Annotated in this window: 19 protein-coding genes and 3 pseudogenes; 13 read left to right on the top strand and 9 right to left on the bottom strand. The window is 58.3% G+C overall.

Annotated features, from left to right (window positions below; translation table 11 throughout):
- Positions 1–7: 7 nt before the first annotated feature.
- On the bottom strand, positions 8–625 hold the full coding sequence (locus D8767_RS20195) for a response regulator transcription factor (protein ID WP_016714861.1): 618 nt from the start codon (positions 623–625) through the stop codon (positions 8–10).
- 277 nt (positions 626–902) lie between these two features.
- Positions 903–1,637: pseudogene (locus D8767_RS20190) on the bottom strand (deoxyguanosinetriphosphate triphosphohydrolase); the annotation flags it as partial.
- A 289-nt stretch (positions 1,638–1,926) separates the two neighbouring features.
- Here D8767_RS20190 and D8767_RS20185 point away from each other — a divergent pair.
- The 4 genes and pseudogenes from D8767_RS20185 (at position 1,927) to D8767_RS20175 (ending at position 7,259) form a co-directional block, all read left to right on the top strand.
- The gene (locus D8767_RS20185) at positions 1,927–4,467 is read left to right on the top strand and encodes an EAL domain-containing protein (protein ID WP_122048397.1); all 2,541 of its coding nucleotides are present in this window, start codon (positions 1,927–1,929) and stop codon (positions 4,465–4,467) included.
- A 25-nt stretch (positions 4,468–4,492) separates the two neighbouring features.
- Positions 4,493–5,275 (top strand): annotated as a pseudogene (locus D8767_RS29750) (PAS domain-containing protein); the annotation flags it as partial.
- Between the two features lie 12 nt (positions 5,276–5,287).
- Positions 5,288–5,815: a methyl-accepting chemotaxis protein gene (locus tag D8767_RS29745; RefSeq protein WP_370738927.1), complete on the top strand. Its 528-nt coding sequence runs from the start codon at positions 5,288–5,290 to the stop codon at positions 5,813–5,815.
- 79 nt (positions 5,816–5,894) lie between these two features.
- On the top strand, positions 5,895–7,259 hold the full coding sequence (locus D8767_RS20175) for a deoxyguanosinetriphosphate triphosphohydrolase (protein WP_029380322.1): 1,365 nt from the start codon (positions 5,895–5,897) through the stop codon (positions 7,257–7,259).
- Between the two features lie 162 nt (positions 7,260–7,421).
- Here the strand turns inward: D8767_RS20175 and dgt are convergent.
- The 4 genes and pseudogenes from dgt to D8767_RS20155 all read right to left on the bottom strand — a co-directional run.
- Positions 7,422–8,045: pseudogene (dgt, locus tag D8767_RS20170) on the bottom strand (dGTP triphosphohydrolase); the annotation flags it as partial.
- A gap of 103 nt (positions 8,046–8,148) precedes the next feature.
- Positions 8,149–8,478, bottom strand: coding sequence for a hypothetical protein (locus D8767_RS20165; RefSeq protein ID WP_016714867.1), 330 nt, complete (start codon positions 8,476–8,478; stop codon positions 8,149–8,151).
- Positions 8,475–8,849, bottom strand: a complete 375-nt coding sequence (locus D8767_RS20160) for a phage holin family protein (protein WP_016714868.1) — start codon at positions 8,847–8,849, stop codon at positions 8,475–8,477. The genes D8767_RS20165 and D8767_RS20160 overlap by 4 nt, the downstream gene beginning before the upstream one ends.
- A 9-nt stretch (positions 8,850–8,858) precedes the next feature.
- The gene (locus D8767_RS20155) at positions 8,859–9,173 is read right to left on the bottom strand and encodes a YqjD family protein (RefSeq protein ID WP_016714869.1); all 315 of its coding nucleotides are present in this window, start codon (positions 9,171–9,173) and stop codon (positions 8,859–8,861) included.
- A 314-nt stretch (positions 9,174–9,487) separates the two neighbouring features.
- Between D8767_RS20155 and D8767_RS20150 the strand changes: the two genes are divergently transcribed.
- The 5 genes from D8767_RS20150 to D8767_RS20130 all read left to right on the top strand — a co-directional run bounded on the left by D8767_RS20150 (position 9,488) and on the right by D8767_RS20130 (position 12,837).
- Entirely contained in the window at positions 9,488–10,696 is a 1,209-nt protein-coding gene (locus D8767_RS20150; RefSeq protein WP_016714870.1) for an ammonium transporter, read from the top strand.
- 71 nt (positions 10,697–10,767) lie between these two features.
- Positions 10,768–11,007: a glutaredoxin family protein gene (locus tag D8767_RS20145; RefSeq protein ID WP_016714871.1), complete on the top strand. Its 240-nt coding sequence runs from the start codon at positions 10,768–10,770 to the stop codon at positions 11,005–11,007.
- An 88-nt stretch (positions 11,008–11,095) separates the two neighbouring features.
- Positions 11,096–11,527: a D-Ala-D-Ala carboxypeptidase family metallohydrolase gene (locus D8767_RS20140; protein WP_016714872.1), complete on the top strand. Its 432-nt coding sequence runs from the start codon at positions 11,096–11,098 to the stop codon at positions 11,525–11,527.
- 65 nt (positions 11,528–11,592) lie between these two features.
- Complete coding sequence (locus D8767_RS20135; RefSeq protein WP_016714873.1) at positions 11,593–11,901, top strand: hypothetical protein; 309 nt, start codon at positions 11,593–11,595, stop codon at positions 11,899–11,901.
- A 51-nt stretch (positions 11,902–11,952) separates the two neighbouring features.
- A complete protein-coding gene (locus tag D8767_RS20130) occupies positions 11,953–12,837 on the top strand; it encodes a pseudouridine synthase (RefSeq protein ID WP_016714874.1) in 885 nt (294 codons plus the stop codon).
- 108 nt (positions 12,838–12,945) lie between these two features.
- Here the strand turns inward: D8767_RS20130 and D8767_RS20125 are convergent, their stop codons facing one another.
- Positions 12,946–14,511: a PAS domain-containing methyl-accepting chemotaxis protein gene (locus D8767_RS20125; RefSeq protein ID WP_016714875.1), complete on the bottom strand. Its 1,566-nt coding sequence runs from the start codon at positions 14,509–14,511 to the stop codon at positions 12,946–12,948.
- A 135-nt stretch (positions 14,512–14,646) separates the two neighbouring features.
- On the bottom strand, positions 14,647–17,388 hold the full coding sequence (gene acnA / locus D8767_RS20120) for an aconitate hydratase AcnA (RefSeq protein ID WP_060709819.1): 2,742 nt from the start codon (positions 17,386–17,388) through the stop codon (positions 14,647–14,649).
- A gap of 224 nt (positions 17,389–17,612) precedes the next feature.
- Here acnA and rlmM point away from each other — a divergent pair, with 224 nt between their 5' ends.
- The 3 genes from rlmM (at position 17,613) to pdxB (ending at position 20,199) form a co-directional block, all read left to right on the top strand.
- Complete coding sequence (rlmM, locus tag D8767_RS20115) at positions 17,613–18,677, top strand: 23S rRNA (cytidine(2498)-2'-O)-methyltransferase RlmM (RefSeq protein ID WP_016714878.1); 1,065 nt, start codon at positions 17,613–17,615, stop codon at positions 18,675–18,677.
- A 76-nt stretch (positions 18,678–18,753) separates the two neighbouring features.
- Positions 18,754–18,996, top strand: a complete 243-nt coding sequence (tusA, locus tag D8767_RS20110; protein WP_003248727.1) for a sulfurtransferase TusA — start codon at positions 18,754–18,756, stop codon at positions 18,994–18,996.
- Between the two features lie 60 nt (positions 18,997–19,056).
- Positions 19,057–20,199, top strand: a complete 1,143-nt coding sequence (gene pdxB, locus D8767_RS20105; RefSeq protein WP_016714879.1) for a 4-phosphoerythronate dehydrogenase PdxB — start codon at positions 19,057–19,059, stop codon at positions 20,197–20,199.
- Between the two features lie 52 nt (positions 20,200–20,251).
- Here the strand turns inward: pdxB and D8767_RS28840 are convergent, their stop codons facing one another.
- Positions 20,252–20,425 (bottom strand): PA1571 family protein, encoded by a 174-nt coding sequence (locus tag D8767_RS28840; protein ID WP_016714880.1) that lies wholly within the window; start codon positions 20,423–20,425, stop codon positions 20,252–20,254.
- A gap of 209 nt (positions 20,426–20,634) precedes the next feature.
- Here D8767_RS28840 and D8767_RS20100 point away from each other — a divergent pair, with 209 nt between their 5' ends.
- A complete protein-coding gene (locus D8767_RS20100; RefSeq protein WP_028699749.1) occupies positions 20,635–22,398 on the top strand; it encodes an ABC transporter transmembrane domain-containing protein in 1,764 nt (587 codons plus the stop codon).
- Positions 22,399–22,530 lie beyond the last annotated feature (132 nt).

Raw genomic sequence — 22,530 nt, 5'->3', positions numbered from 1 at the left:
GCTACCTTCAGACAAGCGCGTTGCGCTTGGCCATCTCGATCAGATCCACCAGCGTGTTGACCTGAAGCTTGTGCATGAGGCGCTTTTTGTAGGTGCTGACGGTTTTGCTGCTGAGGAACATGCCTTTGGCAATTTCCTTGTTGCTGCGGCCTTGGGCGAAGAGTTGCAGTACCATCAGCTCGCGGTCATTCACCTGGCGGAAAAGTTGCAAGTCGGTGCCGGTAGTCGGGTTGTTATTGATTGCTTGGCTGGGGAAGTAGTTATATCCAGCCAGGACCGCCTTGATCGCACTGAGCAGTTCACTCAGGTCTTCTTGCTTGCACACGTAACCCGCAGCACCTGAGTGCATGCAGCGCACGGCAAACAATGCCGGGGACTGTGCAGTCAATACCAGAACCTTCAAGGGCAGGGCCATCGACTGAAAGCGGGAAAGGACCTCCAGGCCGTCTAGCTTGGGGATGCTGATGTCGAGGATGACCAGGTCGGGGTTGCTCTCCCGGATCATCTGCATGGCATCCACGCCGTTGTCCGACTCGCCGGCAATCTTGTAGTTCTGGTTTTCCAGCAGCATACGGACGGCCAGGCGAATGACCGGATGGTCGTCAACAATAAATATGGAGTGCATGTTCAACTTCCCTGCGGTCGTTTAGGGTGACAGGTGGCACCTTATCGCAGTTGGAAGTCGCCGGGCATGCGAGGATGGGCTGTTAGCCTTATATGGGAAATGGCTTACAAGATAAAACAAAACTGGCTACGAAATGGGCATGTTTAACTCGATGTCAAAGCGCATTTGGTAACTTTTCATTGATTTTTATCCGTGTTGTTTAATTTGTCGTCAGTATATGTAGGAAGTTTCCTACAATGATCGGTGCAGCCGAGGTAGGCTGCACCGAAAGCACAACTCACGTAGGGCTGGAGCGCCCGGTCATTTCGCTGGCCATTTCGCTGGCGTAGCTGTCGGTCATGCCAGCGATGAAGTCGATCATGCGCAGGAAGGCACTGTGCAACGAGGCATGCGGGTCTGGGGCATTGTTGCCGATCAGGTCCAGCACCCGGCGGCTTTTGAACGATGGCGTGCGCCCACCATGCTGTTCAAGGGCTGCACCGCAGAAGGTGTTCAGCAGAATCTCCAGGGTGGTGTACGCACCGATTTCGTGCAGGGTCTTGCGCTTGTCCTGGAAAATCTTGTTGCGCGCCATGTCCTTGGCGTGCAGCACGCAGCGCTTGGCCGGGCCATGCATGTGTTCGACCAGGTCGCCCGCCAGTTGCCCGGCCAGCAAGGTGTGCTGCTGCTCGACGAAGGCGTGGGCGGCAGCGTTGGTCAGGTGCTCGATGGCCTTGCCACGCAGAATGGCCAGCTTACGCCGGCGCGAGTCGCGTGGGCCTAGCTGGCGGTAGGTTTCCGGCAGGTCATCACCGACCAGGTCGAGCAGCAACGCTTCGACTTCGGCGTATTGCAGCAGCTCCATTTCCAGGCCGTCTTCGAGGTCGATCAGTGCATAGCAGATGTCGTCGGCAGCCTCCATCAGGTACACCAGCGGGTGGCGTGCCCAACGTTGGTCTTCCAGTTGTGGCAACCCCAGTTTGCGGGCGATCTGTTCGAGCAGGTGCAGCTCGCTCTTGGTAATTACACAACCACTTCTTATATTGATTGCGGGGTACACATAAATAGGTATTTTCCGGCAGATTTTTCTTTGGATTCAGTTTCTTAGGGTTTGATGCTTCAGTGGGTAAGATTTTGCCAAATGCTTTTTCTGTCCATGTGGTCAGGATTTGATTGGCAAGGTATAGATGTTCGAGAGCATTTGATGACTTGTAATTTTAATGGCCTTAAGCTATGAGTGCATTGTGGGGGGGGCTGCGGGCTAAGCCTGCTAGAACTCCGTTGCTAGGATGCTTTTTGAGTAGCTCATCGGTAGTATCTAAATGCCTATTGCACATAATCTTTCAAAGATATTTACTCAGACACTTGAGCAAGCTGTAGATGGTGTTGTTGTTATTGATACTGAGAACAATGTTGTTCTTTTTAATCGTGCGGCGGAAACTCTGTGGGGTTATAGCAGGGATGAAGTGCTAGGGCGTAATGTGAAGATGCTCGTTCCTTTAGGGATGCAATCTGATCACGATGATTACATAAATGAAAATCGTCGGACGGGTGTCAATAAAATTGTTGGCAGTACGCGAGAAGTCCCGATTCATAGAAAGGATGGCTCTCAGCGTTGGGGAGCTATGTCGATCTCTCGCGTCGAAAGTGAAGGTCTGGTTGTTTATACTGCTTTTGTGAAAGATGTTACTGATAGGCGTAAAGAGCGTCAACGCACCAAGCTACTATCAATGGTTGCGAATGAGACGGACAATGCAATTGTTATTACCGATCATGAATGGAAGATTGTCTTTGTAAATAAAGGGTTTGAGCGTATTTTTGGTTATTCATCTGACGAGGTTGATGGCTTAAGGCCTGCTGCTCTGATAGTACCGCATTTGAGTGAGGCGAGAATTGAGGAGGTCCACTCTAGGTTGAAGGCCGGGTTGTCTTTTAAAGTTGAGGAGTTGACGCGTCTTAAAAGTGATGAGCGTATATGGTCGAATATTGCAATTAGTCCTATCTTGAGTGCTGGTGGCGAGCTTGTTAATACTGTCACTGTGCTTGCTGATGTGACGGGGTCAAAGATACACGAGGTTATTCAAAGTACTATACTGGATGCCATGGTGCGGGAGAATCCTCTAGAGGAGGTAATGGATCTGGTATGTAGGGAAATTGAATTGGTTGAGCCTGATATAAAGATAGCTGTTATACAGGTTGATGAGGATGGGGTCATGCATCCGCTGGCGGCCCCGAGTCTGCCGGTTGAGTATGCAAGGCTGTTAGAGGGGATGCAGGTAAAGAATTGTGTCGGTTCTTCCAGCAAGGCTGCTTACTATGGTGAGTCTATTGTTACGGAAGATATTGAGCAAGATCCAATATGGGATGGCTTGTCAGAAGACTTTTTGAGGTTGGGGATTAAAAGCTCTTGGTCTACGCCTATCAAGAATACAAAGGGAAGTGTTGTCGGTGTACTTGTTTTTTATTACTCGGTGCGTAGGGTTCCTTCAAGCCTTCATGAAATGATGATGGAGGTTGCTTCGCCGCTTTGTGCTCTTGCGATAGAGCGTGAAGAAGATAGAGAGAACATACGGCAGTTAGCGTTTTATGATAGCCTTACCGAGCTTCCCAATCGCAGTCTATTGCATGCTAAAGCCGACCATGCTTTGGTTGATGCGAGGAGATCAAAAAGCTCAATGTCGGTCTTGTTTATTGATTTGGATCGATTTAAGCAAGTTAATGATTCACTTGGGCATCCGGCTGGTGATGAGTTGCTTAGGGCCGTTGCTGAAAGATTACTATTTAATCGCCGGGCGTCTGATATTGTAGGGCGGCTGTCTGGAGATGAATTCGTTGTGGCTCTACCAAACTGTGGTAGTGAACATGTCACTGAGATTGTTGAGGAAATAAGAAAGTCTATATCAAGGCCGATTAATATTGGTGGGGTTATTTTGTCTCCATCCGCCAGTATAGGGGTTAGTGTGTATCCTCAAGATGGTCATGATATGGGTACTTTGATACATCGTGCTGATATGGCTATGTACCAAGCGAAAGGAAGTGGGAGAGGCAGGTTTAGTTTCTTTAGTCCTGAGCTGAATCAATTGGCTCTAGAAAGGCAGGAGTTGGAAAGTGCATTGCGTTTGGCAATAGATGGTGGCGAGCTTAGGTTGCACTATCAGCCGCAAGTTAATGTAGATGATGGGACGCTCTATGGTGTTGAAGCTTTGGCTAGGTGGCGGCACTCAAAGTTTGGAGAAGTTTCTCCTTCGAGATTTATTCCTCTTGCTGAAGAGTGTGGGCTGATAGGGGATTTAGGTGCTTGGGCTGTAAGGGAGGCCTGTCGTCAGCTTGCAAGTTGGAGGCGGAAAGGGCTGAAAATACCTGCCGTTTCTGTGAATTTGTCGCCAAGTAATTTTCATAACTTAGATCTTGGTGGGATGATATTGAGGACTCTAGGGCAGCATGATTTAAAGGTCGGCGATTTGACATTGGAGCTTACGGAGAGTGTTTTGCTTGATACAAATCCTAATACTATGAAGGTGTTGGGTGATGTCAACTCAAAAGGGATTAAGTTGGCGATGGATGATTTTGGTACGGGCTACTCTAGTTTAAGCTATCTTAGGAAGCTTCCGATTCAAGAGCTAAAGCTAGATAAGAGCTTTGTTCTTGATTTGGAGAAAGATGAGATAAGTAGGGCACTTAGTGAGGCTGTGCTTAGGATAGGTGATAGTTTACATTTAAAGGTCGTCGCTGAAGGCGTTGAAGAGGCGGGGCAATATAAGGTTCTCAAGGAGCAGGGTTATCATGTTGCTCAAGGTTACTTTCTTTCAAAGCCGCTTGCTCCTAGAGAATTAGAAGAGTGGGTTTCCAATCTCTATAAATAATTTAATTTTTCGAGTGGGTGATGGTATGTTTTTCAAGGTTAGGGATTTAAAAGAAAAGCTTGCGGAAGTTAGTGAGAAGCTTTTTTCGTTGGAGCAGGTTAGGAAAAGTCTTGACGATGAGATGTTAGTGCTTCGATTAGATTCTCAAGGTGTTATTATGGAGGGTAATGATAATTTTTTACGTGAAATGATTTATTCGGTTGAAAAATTGGTTGGGAGGCCAATTTTTGACTTGGTTCCAGCTTTTGCTCGGAGTACAGATCATTTTAATCGTATGAAGAATGCGGTTCAGTCTGGGAGTCATTGGGTTGGTGCTCTTCAAGCTTGTAGGGGGAATGGGGAGGAGGCATGGTTGCGTGTGATTATTCAGCCAATTAGAAGTTCAATGGGGGTGCTTTCTCATCTCTCAGTGTATGCCACTGACCTTACTCGAACTATTGCAGAGTCCTGTGAACATGAGAATTTGATTGGGGCTTTGCAGCGTTCAACTGCAGTTATTGAATTTGATCTTGATGGGATAGTTTTAACTGCAAATGATAGATTTTTAAGTGCAATGGGTTACAGCTTGGAGCAAATAAAAGGAAAGCACCACAGGATTTTCTGTGAGTCTGCAGAGTCTTCCTCTCAAGGGTATGAGGATTTTTGGGAGAGACTTCGAAGGGGGGAGTTTGTGGCGGATCGCTTAAAACGTATAGATAGTTATGGTCGGGTTGTGTGGCTGGAGGCCTCGTATAATCCAGTTTCGGACTCTTATAAAAGATTGTATAAAGTGGTTAAGTTTGCAACTGTCATTACTGAGCAAGTTAACCGCGAGCAGGCAGTGTCTGAGGCGGCCGATATAGCTTATGGTACTTCGAGGAATACTGATGAAAGTGCACGGCGTGGTAGTGGAGTGGTTCAGGATACAGTGAGGGTAATGCAGGAGCTGGCTGCTCAAATGGAAGCGGCTGTAGAGGGTATTCGTGCACTGGATCAGCAGTCCCAACTGGTTGGTGGGATTGTAAAAAGTATTGGGGGAATTGCTGATCAGACTAATTTGCTTGCACTCAATGCGGCGATTGAAGCGGCAAGGGCTGGTGAACAAGGGCGGGGGTTTGCTGTAGTTGCTGATGAGGTAAGACAGCTTGCATCCAGAACTACGAAGGCGACGAAGGAAGTTGTCGAAGTGGTTTCTAAAAACCAAAAAATGGCGGAGGAGGCTCTTCGAATCATAGAGCAGGGTAAAATGCATGCAGTGCAAGGTCTTGAGCTTTCCGCTGAGGCAGGAAATGTTATATGTGAAATTCAGGAGGGGGCTCAAAAAGTGGTTGAGGCGGTAGGACGTTTTGCTAATAGGTTGGGTAACTGATTGGTCTTGTGAGTTTGTGTTTTGCTGATATCAATGGCTAATGATTTTTTTGTGTGTTGTTCCTTCGCCCGGAGGTGCTATGGACAGAATGAGTTGGGATAAGTTGTTGAATACTAGTCGATTAGGTGGACGCCCCCCGAAGTCGGAACTTGGTCGTTCACCCTTCCACTCAGACCATGATAAAGTCATTTTCTCCGGTGCGTTCAGACGCCTTGCAAGAAAAACTCAGGTACATCCTCTGGCGACCAATGACCATGTACATAATCGCCTTACCCATAGTTTAGAGGTGGCTTGCGTAGGTAGGACGCTCGGGGTCCGAGTTGGGCAGGAGCTTTTGAAGGAAAAACTAATTTCTGATTTCTATTCAGCTTCGGACATTGGCGATATCGTACAGACTGCATGTCTTGCTCACGATATTGGCAACCCGCCGTTTGGACACACTGGTGAAGAGGCCATACGTCATTGGTTCACTAATGATGTAGGTGCGAAGATGATTGAGCACTTGCCTTTCAATGAAGCTACTGACTTCCGTAGATTTGAAGGGAACGCCCAAGGGTTCCGGGTGTTAACAACCTCAGAGTATCATCCGTATGATGGGGGGATGCGTCTAACTTATGCATCTTTGGGTGCTTTTATAAAGTATCCATGGATGGCACGTGATGCAGTTAATCAGTTGCGACCTATTAAAAATAAATATGGTGTTTACTGCTCGGAACTTGGTTTTTTCGATGAGGTGGCGGATGCGACGGGGTTGTTAAAGCTTGGTGATGGCTGGCGTTGCCGCCATCCATTAGCTAACTTGATGGAGATTTCAGATGACTTTTGCTACGCCATCCTTGATCTGGAGGATGGTGTGGAGATGGGTATCCTCGAATGGGATAAGGTTTTTGATATTTTGTGCCTCGTTCTCGGTGAGCAACAACGGGACCAGTTGGCAAAAGAAACTCAAGGCATGAAGGCTGGACGTAGGTTATCGATGGCTCGCGGTAAGGTTATCTCTGCATTCGTAGATGCAGGGGTGGCTGCTTTTATGGGTAATTATGATGAAATTATGTCTGGGAAGGCTCTTGGAATTTTTGAGCTGTGTAGTAGTAATGTGCGTGATTGCGTAAGTTCTGCCAAGATTCTTGCACGCGAGGAGATTTTCCAACATCCGCGTAAAGTTGAACTTGAAATAGGGGCTTACAGCACGATATCAACGCTGTTGCAAGTTAGCTGTTTGGCTGCTCTGAGTTTTGCTAGGAATGGCGGAGTCGCTGATTCAAAGACCAAGCGAGTAGTCGATTTAATGGGGCTTGACTTGGTTGCTATAAACGCTTGCGAAAATGTTTCAAAGGATTACTCCGCGATTATGCAGGTTCTGGACTACGTGAGTGGCATGACTGATAACTACGCCATGCATTTGGCTCGACAGTTTAGTGGTATGGGCGGTGAGCGAATTTAGGTGGATTGGCTCTCGCCAATGGTGGTATGCTCAAGTTCAGCAAAGCCCTCCTTATTCTTTTTTTGATCATCAAGTTTAGCTTTCATGCCAAAATAGTTGCACTTATAACTTTTTGGCTGTTGATTTTCAAAAAATGTCATTTTTGGCTGTTTACTATAGCCACAGTTCGCTCTGGTAGCTGCCGAACTTGTGCTTCTTGTAACCCATGGCGTCGGCGTGGCGCGCGCTCCAAGGGTACTTGAGGTAGGTGCCGAGGGTGGCATACGTCAGCCGGGTGCCGCCGTCGAACTGGTGGTACTCCAGTTGGGTAAGCACACGAAAGCCCTGTGCATTGCCTTCGAAGTTGAGAAAGTCGGCCCGCTCGTCGTCGTTCATGTCGTCCAGCCAGCCACGCCCGGCGGCTTGCTGGAACCAGTGGCGAATGGCGTCTTCGCCGGAGTGGCCGAATGGCGGGTTGCCTATGTCGTGGGCCAGGCAGGCCGACTGTACGATCATTCCCAGGTCACTGGGGGCGCACCAGTCCGGCAGGCTGTCGCGCAGGGTTTCGCCGACGCGCATGCCCAGCGAGCGACCGACACAGCTGACTTCCAACGAATGGGTCAGGCGCGTGTGGATATGGTCGTTGCTGGAAACCGGGTGTACCTGGGTCTTGCGCCCAAGGCGACGGAAAGCGCCGGAGAAGATGATGCGGTCGTGGTCTTTGTGGAAGGGGCTGCGCCCGAGTTCATCGGCGCTATAGAGGGCTTTGCCCAGGCGTTCGCGGGTGAGCAGGGTGTGCCAGTCCAAGGCGCGGTCTCCTGTGGATCGAAGGCTTTAGCTTCCCGTGTCGTGTTCATCTGCGCAAGGGGCAGGGTGGAACCGCCCCTGGATGGGGCGGGTCATTCAAGGCTCAGGGGCGGCGGTTGCCTTGCAGGTACAGGCGCACCAGTGGCAACAGGCTGGTCCCCAGGCGCACCAGGCGCGCCAGGTTGCCGCTGCGCACGCCTTTGCCGGTGAGGAAGCCCAGCGCCACCACGGCACCAATCCCCCACAAGGGCGCATGTTTGATCCCCAGGCCATCGTGCAGCGAGCTGCCCATGCCGCGCACACGGCGCAGCGGTTCCATCAGTTGCCCCGACTCGTGACGGATTTCCTGGCGGTGCATTTCCATGCGCAGGCGCAGCAGTGCCTTGCGCAGTTCGCGCGGGTTACGCGTGTTTGGCAGTTCTGGCAGGCTCATGGCAACAGGCGCTCCCGGTCCTTGGCAAGTTCTTCGAGGGTGGCGCCGAACGGCGATGACTCGTCAAACACCGCCGCCTTCAGGCGTAGCCCGCAGTACAGCGCGGCCATGCCATAGAACACGCACAGGCCGATGATACCGGCCAGGCGATAGCTGTCCCACAGCAGCACCAGCAAAAGCCCAGACAGCGCCGTCAGCAGCAGCAGCGCAAATACCAGCGCCAGGCCGGCGAACAGCAGCAGGCTCAAGGTGCGTCCCTTTTGCTCCTGCAATTCGATGCCGAACAGTTCGATGTGGCTGTGCAGCAGGCCCAGCGCGGCGGCGCCCAGGCGCCTGCCCGAGGCGCTGGCGCCGTTGGCGTCATTCTCCATGGGAACCCCTTAGCGCCGGTTGGCCAGCAGGCCGATCAACAGGCCGACGCCGGCGGCGATGCCGATCGCCTGCCACGGGTTTTCCTGCACATACTGCTCGGCGCTGCCCAGCGCGGCCTGGCCGCGTTCACGCACCGAGTCCTGGGTCAGTTGCAGGGTTTCGCGGGCCTGGGCCAGGCGGTCGTGAATCTGTTCACGCAATTCGTCGGCCTGGTCGCCGGCCAGGTTGGCGGTGTCGGCCAGTAGTTTCTCGGTGTCACGCACCAAGGCCTGGAAGTCAGCCATCAATATCTCTTGTGCAGTCTTTGGCGATTTGCTGGCCATGGGTGTCTCCCTGTCGATTGAGTGTTGGTAATTCGAGTAATAGCACGCGTGGAAGGTTCAAGTGCCAGTGCTGGTATGGGCCTTGCTAAGTGTTTGCCACGTTGCGGGGCGCCGCCGTCACGGCTTGCGCCGATTCAGGGCGCGCATGCAGCGAATACCGATAAACCTTAACCCAATCCACGACAAACCCAAGAAAAAACCACGCAGGCTCCGCCCGGTTCGCCAAAACAGGGCAGGGGGCTGGCACCGAATCGGTGCAGGGATGCAGGTTCTTGAACTGTCCTGGTGCCTTTTTCAGCAGGTCTGCCTATTTCATGGAAAACATGCACAGCGCGATGGACTCCCTTGTCCACGGTTCCAATACCCTGTTCATTCTGATGGGCGCCATTCTGGTGCTGGCCATGCATGCCGGCTTCGCGTTCCTCGAAGTGGGCACTGTACGCCACAAGAACCAGGTCAACGCCTTGTCGAAGATCCTCAGCGATTTTGCCATCTCGGCGCTGGTGTACTTCTTTATAGGCTACTGGATCGCCTATGGCGTCAACTTCTTCCAGCCAGCGGCGACGCTGGCTGCCGATCATGGCTATGCGCTGGTCAAGTGCTTCTTCCTGCTGACGTTCGCGGCGGCGATACCGGCGATCATCTCCGGCGGCATTGCCGAGCGGGCGCGCTTTGTGCCGCAGCTGTGCGCCACGGCGTTGATCGTGGCGTTCATCTACCCTTTTTTCGAAGGTGTGGTGTGGAACGGTAACCTTGGCGTGCAGGCTTGGCTGCAGGCACGCTTCGGCGCGCCGTTCCATGACTTTGCGGGGTCCGTTGTGGTGCATGCCATGGGCGGTTGGCTGGCGCTGGCGGCGGTGCTGTTGCTGGGCGCGCGCCGCGGGCGCTACCGCGATGGCCGGCTGGTGGCGTTTGCGCCGTCGAGCATTCCCTTCCTGGCGCTGGGTTCGTGGATCCTGATCATCGGCTGGTTCGGCTTCAATGTCATGAGCGCCCAGACGTTGCAGGGCGTCAGCGGCCTGGTGGCGATCAATTCATTGATGGCCATGGTCGGCGGCACCCTGTCGGCCCTGCTGGCCGGGCGCAACGACCCGGGCTTCCTGCACAACGGGCCGTTGGCCGGCCTGGTGGCAATCTGCGCCGGCTCCGACCTGATGCACCCGATCGGTGCGCTGGCCACAGGCCTGGTGGCGGGCGCTCTGTTCGTCTGGACCTTCACCGCAGCGCAAAACCGCTGGAAGATCGACGACGTGCTGGGTGTGTGGCCGTTGCACGGGCTGTGCGGCGTCTGGGGGGGAATCGCTTGCGGCGTATTCGGTCAGACAGCCCTGGGTGGGATGGGCGGTGTCAGCCTGGCCAGCCAGTTGTTGGGCAGCCTGATGGGTGTGGTTGTGGCCTTGGCCGGTGGCTTTGCCGTGTACGGGGCAATCCGCGCGTTGCATGGCCTACGCTTGAGCCATGAGCAGGAGTTCCAGGGCGCGGACCTGTCACTGCACCGCATTGGCGCCACCAGCCAGGATTGAGCCAGGTCAGGTGCACGGATGGCGGGACGGACCTAGAATAGGTTTTTCCCAGCCATACCGGAATGTACCCCATGCTGCCTGAATGCCAACTGTTCGGCACCCTCGGCTGCCACCTGTGCGAAGTGGCCGAGGCCGTGCTGATGCCCTTCGTCGATCGTGGTCTGTTGGTTGAGCTGGTCGACATCGCCGAGAACGAGGCCCTGTTCGAGCGTTATGGCCTGATCATTCCGGTACTGCGACGCTGCGACAACGGCGGCGAGTTGCACTGGCCGTTCGATGCCGAGCAGGTGGTGGCGTTCCTCGCGCAGTGATGGCTCCAGGGGAGCTGCGTCCCTGCTCCAAGGTGATGACGGTGAGCTGATGATCCGGTGCCTATATTCAGTCACCGGGAGCCTCGCCATGTTGATCACCCCACATTTCACGCTTGATGAAATGACCGTTTCCCAGCTTGCCGCCAGGGACGGCTTTGATAACACGCCACCGCCGCAAGCCCGTGCCAACCTGCAGTTTCTGTGTGGAGCGCTCGAGCAGGTGCGCGCGCTGTTCGATGCGCCCATCATCATCAGCAGCGGCTACCGCAGCGAGAAGGTCAACCAGCTGATCGGCGGCTCCCGGAATAGCCAGCACGTTCAGGGCCTGGCGGCAGATTTCACGGTGATTGAAGTCAGCCCGCGCGATACCGTGCGCAGAATCAGTAACAGCACCATCGCTTTCGACCAGTTGATCCTCGAATTCGATCGCTGGGTGCACCTGTCCGTGACGTGCGACACGCCCCGGCGCCAGGTGCTGACCCTGCGCAAAGGCGGCGGCTATCTGCCGGGGCTGCAATGAACCGCATTGACGGCAGCAAGGGGATGTTCGTATGCTGTATATAAATACAGTGTCGAGGTAAACCCATGCTCAACGTCGAGCAACTCAAGTACAGCGTCAACCGCATGCCCGTGGAGCGGGTGGCCGATGCCGTGCTGGAACTGCGCCTCGAAGGCCTGGTCACCGATGACCATACCCCGTTCGGTAAGGTCCACTTCAATACCTGTTTCGCCGAGATCGAGGCTCTGTTCCAGCGTGCCGGTTACCACCGGGGGCTGGATGTAGTGGGTTACCAAGGGTTGCTGTATGCCCTCTACGACCCAGGCCGCTGGGAGCCGGTACAGGTGCTGCGCTGGCTGAAGGAGCGCAGCGAGGCCATAGGCCAGGCTGGTTGAGGGCGCGGGCTTGGGGGATAATGCGCGGCCGTGAACGTTTCGAGCCCTGCCATGACCACGCCTTTCGACCCCGCCCGCCAGCAAGCCAGCACGGTGTGCCTGCCCCCCGGTAACTGGGCGACGGTGCTCGATTGCCTGTGTGACCATTTCAAGGCTATCGATCGCGCCCAGTGGCTCGACCGTTTTGCCCGTGGCCGGGTGCTGGATGCCGAGGGGCGGGCGGTTTCTGCCGAATTGCCTTACAAGCGCGGTATGCGTTTGCACTATTTCCGTGAAGTGCCGAACGAGCGACCCATCCCGGTGCAGGAAACGGTCCTGCATGTGGACGAGCACCTGGTGGTGGCCGACAAGCCGCATTTCCTGCCGGTGACGCCAACCGGTGAATACGTCGAGCAGACCTTGCTGCGCCGCCTGATCCGTCGTCTGGATAACCCACACCTGGTGCCGCTGCACCGTATCGACCGTCACACCGCCGGGCTTGTGCTGTTTTCTGCCAACCCGCACAGCCGCAGTGCCTACCAGCGCCTGTTCCCCGAGCGGCGTATCGACAAGCGCTACCAGGCCATTGCCGCAGCCATGCCGCAGCATGAGTATCCGCTGGTACACAAAAGCCGGCTGGTGCATGGCGAGCCGTTTTTCCGCATGCATGAGGTAGAAGGGGAGGCCAACAGCGAGACCCTGGCCGAGGTGTTGGAGAAGAACGGTGAGCTGTGGCGCTATGGGTTGTCGCCGGTAACCGGCAAGACCCACCAATTACGTGTGCACATGGCGGCGTTGGGGGCGGGAATCAGCAACGACCCGTTCTATCCGCAGTTGCTGAACGAAGAAGATGACTATCAGCGGCCTCTGAAACTGCTGGCGCAGAGCCTGCGCTTCAAGGACCCGTTGAGCGGGGAGGAGCGGTATTTCGAGAGCCGGTTGCGGCTGGACTGGTAACGCAGGTAATCAGGCTTATGCGGTTTTTGTGGGAGCGGGCATGCCCGCTCCCACAGGGATAGCGTGTGCCTGGAGCCTGCGCTATGCCTGTGGGTGCTGCGCGATGCCTTAGCGGTTGAAACGCTCCACCAGCGAGTACTGGCTCCCCGCCGTGCTGGTCAACTCTTCGCTGAGCAGTGCCGAGTGCAAGGCCTGTTCGGCGGTCTGGTCGGCCAGTTCGGCAATGGTGCTGATGTTGCGGCTGATTTCGTCGGCCACTGCCGTCTGCTCTTCGGTCGCTGCAGCAATCTGGGTCGCCATGTCGGTGATGTTGGCGACCGCTTCACTGATCCCCACCAGCGCCTCGTCAGCCTGCATCACCCGGTCGACGCCTTCCTGCGCTTGGCGGTGGCCGGTTTCCATGGTCAGTACGGCGTTGCTGGCAGTTTGCTGCAGTTTGGCAATCAGTCCATGGATCTGACCGGTGGACTCTGCAGTGCGCTGAGCCAGTTGGCGCACTTCATCAGCCACCACGGCAAAACCACGGCCCATTTCCCCGGCGCGCGCCGCTTCGATCGCTGCGTTAAGGGCCAGCAGGTTGGTCTGGTCGGCGATGCCCTTGATCACGTCGACCACTCCGCCAATTTCGTCGCTGTCCTTGGCCAGCTGCGTCACCGTCTGGCCGGTTTCACCCACCGCTGCCGACAGGCGCTCGATGGCATCGCGGGTTTCCCCGGCAATCTGCCGCCCCTGGCTGGTCAGACGGTTGGCTTCCTGGGTGGCGTCGGCGGTGCGCTGCACATGATTGGCCACTTCCTGCGTGGTGGCGGCCATCTGGTTGACTGCAGCGGCGACCTGCTCGGTTTCTACCCGCTGACGCTCAAGCCCCGAGGAGCTCTTGTGCGCCAGGGCGTCGGACTGGCGCGCCTGGTCGCTGAGGTGTTCGGCACTGTCCTGCAGGCGGGTCAGGCAGGTTTTCAGGCGGGCGTCCTGGCTGAGCATGGCCATTTCCAGGCGCGCCTGCACGCCTCGGCTGTCGGTAAACATCTGTGCGATCAGCGGGTCGGAGGTGGTTTGTTCGGCCAGGCGCAGCAAGCGCTTCAGGCCGCGCTGCTGCCAGCCAAGGCCAAGCAGGCCCAACGGTACGGAAAGCCCGGCGGCCAGGGCGAAGCCCCAGGAGTGGCCAAGCCAGTTGCCGATCAGGAAGCCTACCTGGCTGATCAGGATGAACGGCAGCCAGTCCTGCAACACCGGCAGCCACTTGTCGCGGCGCGGTACTGGCGGCTTGCCCTGGTTGATGCGCTGGTACAGTGCCTCGGCGCGACGGATCTGCTCGGCGGTGGGCTTGACCCGCACGGACTCGAAGCCCACGACCTGGTTGTTGTCGTAGATCGGCGTGACATAGGCGTTGACCCAGTAGTGGTCGCCAGACTTGCAGCGGTTTTTGACAATGCCCATCCAGGGTTGGCCCTGCTTGAGCGTTTGCCACATATGGGCGAACACGGCGGGCGGCACGTCGGGGTGACGCACCAGGTTGTGCGGCGCACCGGTCAGCTCTTCGCGGGTGAACCCACTGATTTCGATGAAGGCATCGTTGCAGTAGGTGATCACACCCTTGGCATTGGTGGTGGAGATCAACCGCTGCTGGGCAGGGAAAGTCCGTTCTCTCTGGGTAATCGGCTGGTTGTTACGCATGGGTCGATAGTCCGCAAGGCTTTCGACAGGTATCGGCAAGGGACTGGTTTTATTGAATGATTATTTAATGTGAAAGATTCCAGGCATGCCAACCCTGCCTGGGGCCGCTGTGCGGTGGCCCCAGGCTTTGCTGATTTAGCCGGCAATCAGCTGTCGCAACACATAATGCAAAATCCCCCCAGCCTTGAAATACTCCACCTCATTCAGGGTATCGATACGGCACAGCACCTCGATCTGCGTCTGCTGCCCATCCTCGCGGGTGATGCGCAAGGGTAGGCTCATGCCCGGGCGGATCTGCGCGCCATTCAAGCCCAGCACATCGATTCGCTCCTTGCCGGTCAGCCCCAGTTGCTTGCGGTCGTTACCGGCCTTGAACTGCAGCGGCAGCACGCCCATACCCACCAGGTTGGAGCGGTGAATACGCTCGAAGCTTTCCGCCAGCACAGCCTTGACCCCCAGCAGGTTGGTGCCCTTGGCTGCCCAGTCGCGGCTTGAGCCGGTGCCGTATTCCTGGCCGGCAATCACCACCAGCGGGGTGCCTTCCTGCTGGTAGCGCATGGCCGCGTCGTAGATCGACAGCTTCTCGCCGCTGGGTACATGCAAGGTGTTGCCGCCTTCTTCACCCGCCAGCATTTCGTTGCGAATACGGATGTTGGCGAAGGTGCCGCGCATCATCACTTCATGGTTGCCACGCCGCGAACCGTAGGAGTTGAAGTCGCGTGGCTCCACCCCCTGCTCACGCAGGTAGCGCCCGGCGGGGCTGTCGGCCTTGATGTTGCCGGCCGGTGAGATGTGGTCGGTGGTCACCGAGTCGCCCAGCAGTGCCAGCACACGCGCACCCTGAATGTCGACGATCTGTGGCGGCGGGCCGCTGATGCCGTCGAAGAACGGCGGGTGTTGGATGTAGGTAGAGTCGGGCTGCCACACGTAGGTGGCGGCCTGCGGCACCTCGATGGCCTGCCATTGCGCATCGCCGGCGAACACTTCGGCATATTCCTTGTGGAACATCGCCGTGTCGACCTTGGCTACGGCTTCGGCAATTTCCTGCTGGCTGGGCCAGATGTCGCGCAGGTAAACCGGCTGGCCGTCTTTGCCGGTACCCAGCGGGTCACGCGTCAGGTCCAGCCGTACGCTACCGGCCAGGGCGTAGGCCACCACCAGCGGCGGCGAGGCCAGCCAGTTGGTCTTGACCAGTGGGTGCACACGGCCTTCGAAGTTGCGGTTGCCCGACAGCACCGACGCCACGGTGAGGTCGGCGCTGCCGATGGCTTTCTCGATCGCTTCATCCAGCGGGCCCGAGTTGCCGATGCAGGTGGTGCAGCCATAGCCGACCAGGTCGAAGCCCAACTGGTCGAGGTAGGGGGTGAGCCCGGCGGCCTTGAAGTAGTCGGTGACCACCTTGGAGCCCGGTGCCAGCGAGCTCTTGACCCAAGGTTTGCGTTGCAGGCCCTTTTCCAGCGCCTTTTTCGCCACCAGCCCGGCCGCCATCATCACACTGGGGTTGGAGGTGTTGGTGCACGAGGTAATCGCTGCAATCACCACGGCACCATCGCGCAGGGTGTGAGTCTGGCCTGCATGGTTGTAGTCGATCTCGCCCGCCTGGTCGGCGTTGCCCACCGCTACGCCGCCGCCACCTTCGCTCTCCAGGCGGCCGACGTCCTTGGCCAGTGGTTTGGGTTGCAGCTCGATGAAGTGGTCAAAAGCCTGGCTGACCTGGCCCAGCGCTACCCGGTCCTGTGGCCGTTTAGGCCCGGCCATGCTGGCTTCGACCTCGTGCATGTCCAGCGCCAGGCTGTCGCTGAACAGCGGTTCCTGGCCAGGCAGGCGCCACAGGCCTTGAGCTTTGCAGTAATGCTCGACCAGTTGCACGGTCGCTTCGGGGCGGCCCGACAGGCGCAGGTAGTCCAGGGTCACCTGATCGACCGGGAAGAAACCGCAGGTGGCGCCGTATTCCGGCGCCATGTTGGCAATGGTCGCCCGGTCGGCCAATGGCAGCTCGGCCAGGCCATCGCCGTAAAACTCGACGAACTTCCCCACCACGCCTTTCTTGCGCAGCATTTGCGTAACCGTCAGCACCAGGTCAGTGGCGGTGATACCTTCGCGCAGCTTGCCGGTCAGCTTGAAACCGATCACTTCGGGGATCAGCATCGACACGGGTTGGCCGAGCATGGCCGCCTCTGCCTCGATGCCTCCGACACCCCAGCCGAGCACGCCCAGGCCATTGATCATGGTGGTGTGCGAGTCGGTACCCACCAGGGTGTCGGGGAAGGCGTAGGTGCGGCCATCGGCTTCACGGGTCCACACCGTGCGGCCCAGGTACTCCAGGTTGACCTGGTGGCAGATGCCGGTGCCCGGCGGCACTACGCGGAAGTTGTCGAAGGCGCTCTGGCCCCAGCGCAGGAAGGCATAACGCTCGCCATTGCGCTGCATTTCGATATCCACGTTCTCGCCGAAGGCTTGCGGCGTGCCGTAATGGTCGACCATTACCGAGTGGTCGATCACCAGGTCCACCGGTGACAGCGGGTTGATCCGCTGCGGGTCGCCGCCGGCCTTGGCCATGGCGGCGCGCATGGCGGCCAGGTCGACCACGGCCGGCACGCCGGTAAAGTCCTGCATCAGCACCCGCGCCGGGCGATACTGGATCTCGCGGTCAGAGCGCCGCTCGCTTAGCCACTGTGCAAGGGCGCGCAAGTCGTCGCCGGTGACGGTATGGCCGTCCTCCCAGCGCAGCAGGTTTTCCAGCAGCACCTTCAGCGACATGGGTAGGCGTTGCAGGTCACCCAGCTGGCGGGCGGCCTCGGTAAGGCTGAAATAGTGATAGGTCTGGTTGCCGACCTGGAGGGTCTTGAGGGTGTTCAGGCTGTCGAGCGAGGGCATTGCCAACTCCTTCTACGCCGGTGCCCGGCAATTACTCAAGGTCTGCCGGTGTCACCGCTCTGTTTCGGTCCGCACGGTACGGACCTGGCTGAAAGGTCAGGTTAGACCGCTTTACGGCCCCTGACCCTTTTCTGGACCGGCGGGGCGTGTCGCAGGTTCCGATCTTCCTTTATCATCGCCGCCCTGCCGGCGCCTGTTGCGCGCCAGCCGTAGTGGAGTGAGAGATGAATACCCTGTTCATGCATTGCCGGCCCGGTTTCGAGGGCGAGGTTTGCGCCGAAATCAGCGAACATGCCGCCCGCCTGGGCATTGTCGGCTATGCCAAAGGCAAGCCACAAAGTGCCAGCGCCGAGTTTGTCTGCAGTGAAGACGGCGGTGCCGAGCGGTTGATGGGGGCGCTGCGCTTCAACGAGCTGATTTTCCCTCGGCAGTGGGCCCGTGGCGGTTATGTCGAGTTACCGGAAAGTGATCGTATCAGTGTGCTGCTGGCGCAGTTGACCGACTTCCCGGTGTTCGGCAGCCTGTGGCTGGAAGTGCTGGACAGCAACGAAGGCAAGGAATTGTCCACCTTCTGTCGCAAGTTCGAAGTGCCGCTGCGCAAGGCCCTGGAAAACGCCGGTCGCCTGGTCGACGACGCCAGCCGCCCACGGTTGCTGCTCACCTTCATCAGCGGCCGGCGGGTGTTTGTCGGCCTGGCCCCGGCCAACAACAGCGCGTTGTGGCCCATGGGCATCCCGCGCCTGAAATTCCCCCGCGAGGCACCCAGCCGTTCGACCCTCAAGCTGGAAGAGGCCTGGCACCAGTTCATCCCGCGTGAGCAGTGGGAACAGCGCCTGGGCGATGACATGACCGGTGTCGATCTGGGTGCCTCGCCGGGTGGCTGGACCTACCAGCTGGTACGTCGTGGCATGCTGGTGACGGCCATCGACAACGGGCCGATGGCCGAAAGCCTGATGGACACCGGCCTGGTGCAGCACCTGATGGCCGACGGTTTCACCTGGCAGCCGAAGCAGCCGGTGGACTGGATGGTGTGCGACATCGTCGAGAAGCCGGCGCGCACCACTTCGCTGATCGAAACCTGGCTGGGTGAGGGGTTGTGCCGCGAGGCAGTGGTCAACCTTAAATTGCCGATGAAGCAACGCTATGCCGAAGTACGCCGGTTGCTCGACCGCATGGAGGCGACGTTCAAGGCGCGCAAGATCAGGGTATCGATTGCCTGCAAGCAGCTGTATCACGACCGTGAGGAAGTGACCTGCCATCTGCGCAGACTGGACCTGAAGCCGCGCTGATTTCGGGGGCTGCAAGCCAGCCCCTTGGTTGAAGCGAGCCTATGCGCGACAATAACGATCATTTGCGGAGCCCCCCATGACCGATTTCACCCCCGATGCCATCCTCGACGCCACCGGCCTGAATTGCCCGGAACCGGTAATGATGCTGCACCAGCACGTGCGCAACCTGGCGGCTGGCGGCCTGCTGAAGGTCATCGCCACCGATCCGTCGACCCGCCGTGACATTCCCAAGTTCTGCAACTTCCTCGGCCACGAATTGCTGCAGCAGCAAGAGGACGCCGGCACCTTCCTGTACTGGATCCGTAAAAAAGCCGACTGAAGCGCTCTGGAACACGCCCCGCGTTGCGCCTACACTGCGTTCCCCAGACAGGAGAGCGCCATGCTGATAGTTGCCGACGAGAACATCCCGCTGCTCGATGCCTTCTTCCAGGGTTTCGGTGAAATTCGCCGCTACCCGGGCCGAAGCCTCGATGCCGCCAGCGTCAAGGACGCCGATATCCTGCTGGTGCGCTCGGTGACCAAAGTCGACCGCCAGCTGCTCGAAGGCAGCCGCGTACGCTTTGTCGGCACTTGCACCATCGGTACCGATCACCTGGACCTGGACTACTTTGCCGAAGCCGGCATCCGCTGGAGCAGTGCGCCGGGCTGCAATGCACGCGGCGTGGTCGACTACGTGCTGGGCAGCGTACTGACCCTGGCCGAGCTCGATGGCGTGGCACTGCCCGATCGCGTGTATGGCGTGGTGGGTGCGGGTGAGGTGGGCGGCCGCCTGGTGCGGGTGCTTCACGGCCTGGGCTGGAAAGTACTGGTGTGCGACCCGCCGCGCCAGGCCGTCGAGGGTGGCGACTACGTCAGCCTCGAGACGATCTTGCAGCAGTGCGATGTGATCAGCCTGCATACCCCGTTGCAGCGTGCCGGCGAGCACCCGACCTGGCACTTGCTGGGCCAGGCGCAGTTGGCGCAGTTGCGCCCAGGGGCCTGGCTGATCAACGCCAGTCGTGGCCCGGTGGTGGACAACGCTGCCTTGCGCGAGCTGCTGCTGGACCGTGAAGACGTGCATGCGGTGCTGGATGTGTGGGAGGGCGAGCCGCAGGTCGACCTGCAACTGGCCGACCTGTGCACGCTGGCTTCGCCGCACATTGCCGGCTACAGCCTCGATGGCCGCCAGCGTGGCACGGCGCAGATCTACCAGGCGTTGTGCCGCTTCCTCGGCGTGGACGAGCAGGTGCAACTGGCAGACTTGCTGCCCCGGCCGCCACTGGCACAAATCGAACTGGATGCCGGCACCGACCCGGCCTGGGCCTTGGCGACCCTGTGCCGCGCCGTGTACGACCCGCGCCGCGACGATGCGGACTTCCGCCGCAGCCTGAGCGACGACCCGCAGCTGCAGCGGGCGGCGTTCGACCAGTTGCGCAAGCAGTACCCGCCACGTCGCGAGATCGAAGGGCTGGCGGTGCGCTTGCGGGGTGAGTCGCCACAGTTGGCGCAGCTGGTCAGTGCCTTGGGTGGGGTGCTGGCCTGATTCAGGCCAATAAAAACCCGGCGCGAGCGCCGGGTTGCAAATAATTCGTCGGTCAACCTTTGCGTACGCGCTCGGCCCGGCTTTCTTCCAGGGCCTTGCAGGCCTGCTGGATCATTTGCTCGGTGATCGGCACTTCGCGCCCCTGGGCGTCGATGATCGAACCGCACACCTGCGGTTGCGGGGTGGTCCGGGGCTTCTGGTTGTCACTGCCATGCTGCAAGCTCATGCACTGTCTCCTCATCAGGTTCAAGCTCAAGTTAGCCCTGCGCCGTGACTGGCCTGTGACAGCTTCTGTGTCACGGCAGCAACAGTCCAACAGAAACCAGGTGAAAGCTCCAGCGACTGGTTATACCGATGGGCTATAGCAACCTGCGGGCATTCCCACAGCCTGGATGAGTGGTAGTCTGCGGTTTCCCCCGCATTATGGTCGTCGCCATGCCCGAATCGGTTTCCCCACGTCAGCGCCGCGCCTTGCGCCTGGCCTGGCAGTTCGTCCGCCCCTATCGCCGGCAAGTGCTGCTGGCCTTGCTGGCCCTGGTGGTCACTGCCGCCATCACCCTGTCGATGGGGCAGGGCATCCGCCTGTTGGTGGACCAGGGCTTCATGACCCGCTCCGCGCACCAGCTCAACCAGACCATCGGGTTGTTCCTGCTGCTGGTGCTGGCCCTGGCGGTGGGCACTTTCAGCCGCTTTTACCTGGTCTCGTGGATTGGCGAGCGGTGTGTGGCCGATATCCGTCGCGCCGTTTTCGATCACCTGATCGGCCTGCACCCCGGCTTTTTCGAAGACAACCGCAGCTCCGAGATCCAGTCGCGGCTGACGGCGGACACCACCTTGCTGCAGTCGGTCATCGGCTCATCGTTGTCGATGTTCTTGCGTAACGCGTTGATGGTCATCGGCGGCGTGGTGTTGCTGTTCATCACCAACCCCAAGCTCACCAGTATCGTGGTGGTGGCCCTGCCGTTGGTGTTGGCACCTATCCTGCTGTTCGGTCGCCGGGTGCGCAGCCTGTCGCGGCAGAGCCAGGACCGGGTGGCCGATGTGGGCAGCTACGTGGCCGAAACGCTGGGGCAGATCAAGACGGTGCAGGCCTACAACCACCAGGCGCACGACCGCGAACTGTTCGCGGGCACCGTCGAAGCAGCGTTCAGCGTGGCCCGCAAGCGGATTGCCCAGCGTGCCTGGCTGATCACCCTGGTGATCGTGCTGGTGTTGGGGGCGGTGGGGGTGATGTTGTGGGTCGGCGGCATGGACGTGATTGCCGGGCGTATTTCTGCTGGCGAGCTGGCTGCATTCGTGTTCTACAGCCTGATCGTCGGTAGCGCCTTCGGTACCCTCAGTGAGGTGATCGGCGAGCTGCAGCGTGCCGCCGGTGCCGCCGAGCGTATTGCCGAACTGTTGGCTGCGCGCAGTGCAATCCTGCCGCCCGAGCTGGCGCAGGCGCTACCAAAACAGCGGGCCAGCGGGCACATCGAATTGCAGGAGGTGGTGTTCGCCTACCCGTCACGGCCTACGGTGGCGGCTGTCGATGGCCTGAGCCTGGCCATCGAACCTGGGCAGACCGTTGCCCTGGTTGGCCCCTCGGGTGCAGGCAAGTCGACGCTGTTCGATTTGTTGCTGCGTTTTTACGACCCACAGCAAGGGCGCATCCTGCTCGATGGTCAGGCGATTACCGCCCTCGACCCTGACCAGCTGCGCCGCCAGTTCGCCCTGGTGGCGCAAAACCCCTCGCTGTTCCGTGGCACGGTGGAGGCCAACATCCGTTATGGCCGGCCCGAGGCGACCCTGGCAGAAGTCGAGGCAGCCGCCCGCGGTGCCTATGCCGATGAATTCATCCGGCAGCTGCCGCAAGGCTACCAGACGCCCTTGGGCGAGGGCGGTATCGGGCTTTCCGGTGGGCAGCGGCAGCGCCTGGCGATTGCCCGGGCGTTGCTGGTGGATGCGCCGATCCTGTTGCTGGATGAAGCCACCAGCGCCCTCGACGCACAGAGCGAGCACCTGATCCAGCAGGCGTTGCCCAGCCTGATGGCCGGGCGCACCACGCTGGTGATCGCCCATCGCCTGGCCACGGTGCAGCATGCCGAACGTATCGCGGTCATCGACAAGGGGCGGCTGGTGGCGGTGGGCACACACCGTCAGTTGATCGAGGAAAGCCCGCTGTATGCGCGGTTGGCGGCCTTGCAGTTCACCACAGGGTAGGGTGTCGCGGTTTTGTAACATTTTTGTAGCAATTGCCTGAGAGTATCTGCCTCAACTGTTGCGTAAGTGCTCGACCTGGCTGCCATTGCTTGATGGCAGCTTTTTTTTGGCCTGGCAGTAATGGGGGCTGCA

Origin of the sequence: Pseudomonas sp. LTGT-11-2Z (genome assembly GCF_003691445.1) — a bacterium.
Lineage (GTDB): Bacteria > Pseudomonadota > Gammaproteobacteria > Pseudomonadales > Pseudomonadaceae > Aquipseudomonas > Aquipseudomonas monteilii.
Note: the sequence above shows the minus strand (reverse complement) of the source record. Positions and strands in the feature narration are given on the sequence as shown.

What these genes read in the sequence shown, in the direction of transcription:
- D8767_RS20195 (WP_016714861.1), bottom strand. Translation starts at nt 625, where the DNA reads ATGCACTCCATATTTATTGTTGACGACCATCCGGTCATTCGCCTGGCC.
- D8767_RS20185 (WP_122048397.1), top strand. Translation starts at nt 1,927, where the DNA reads ATGCCTATTGCACATAATCTTTCAAAGATATTTACTCAGACACTTGAG.
- D8767_RS20175 (WP_029380322.1), top strand. Translation starts at nt 5,895, where the DNA reads ATGGACAGAATGAGTTGGGATAAGTTGTTGAATACTAGTCGATTAGGT.
- D8767_RS20165 (WP_016714867.1), bottom strand. Translation starts at nt 8,478, where the DNA reads ATGAGCCTGCCAGAACTGCCAAACACGCGTAACCCGCGCGAACTGCGC.
- D8767_RS20160 (WP_016714868.1), bottom strand. Translation starts at nt 8,849, where the DNA reads ATGGAGAATGACGCCAACGGCGCCAGCGCCTCGGGCAGGCGCCTGGGC.
- D8767_RS20155 (WP_016714869.1), bottom strand. Translation starts at nt 9,173, where the DNA reads ATGGCCAGCAAATCGCCAAAGACTGCACAAGAGATATTGATGGCTGAC.
- D8767_RS20150 (WP_016714870.1), top strand. Translation starts at nt 9,488, where the DNA reads ATGGAAAACATGCACAGCGCGATGGACTCCCTTGTCCACGGTTCCAAT.
- D8767_RS20145 (WP_016714871.1), top strand. Translation starts at nt 10,768, where the DNA reads ATGCTGCCTGAATGCCAACTGTTCGGCACCCTCGGCTGCCACCTGTGC.
- D8767_RS20140 (WP_016714872.1), top strand. Translation starts at nt 11,096, where the DNA reads ATGTTGATCACCCCACATTTCACGCTTGATGAAATGACCGTTTCCCAG.
- D8767_RS20135 (WP_016714873.1), top strand. Translation starts at nt 11,593, where the DNA reads ATGCTCAACGTCGAGCAACTCAAGTACAGCGTCAACCGCATGCCCGTG.
- D8767_RS20130 (WP_016714874.1), top strand. Translation starts at nt 11,953, where the DNA reads ATGACCACGCCTTTCGACCCCGCCCGCCAGCAAGCCAGCACGGTGTGC.
- D8767_RS20125 (WP_016714875.1), bottom strand. Translation starts at nt 14,511, where the DNA reads ATGCGTAACAACCAGCCGATTACCCAGAGAGAACGGACTTTCCCTGCC.
- acnA (WP_060709819.1), bottom strand. Translation starts at nt 17,388, where the DNA reads ATGCCCTCGCTCGACAGCCTGAACACCCTCAAGACCCTCCAGGTCGGC.
- rlmM (WP_016714878.1), top strand. Translation starts at nt 17,613, where the DNA reads ATGAATACCCTGTTCATGCATTGCCGGCCCGGTTTCGAGGGCGAGGTT.
- tusA (WP_003248727.1), top strand. Translation starts at nt 18,754, where the DNA reads ATGACCGATTTCACCCCCGATGCCATCCTCGACGCCACCGGCCTGAAT.
- pdxB (WP_016714879.1), top strand. Translation starts at nt 19,057, where the DNA reads ATGCTGATAGTTGCCGACGAGAACATCCCGCTGCTCGATGCCTTCTTC.
- D8767_RS28840 (WP_016714880.1), bottom strand. Translation starts at nt 20,425, where the DNA reads ATGAGCTTGCAGCATGGCAGTGACAACCAGAAGCCCCGGACCACCCCG.
- D8767_RS20100 (WP_028699749.1), top strand. Translation starts at nt 20,635, where the DNA reads ATGCCCGAATCGGTTTCCCCACGTCAGCGCCGCGCCTTGCGCCTGGCC.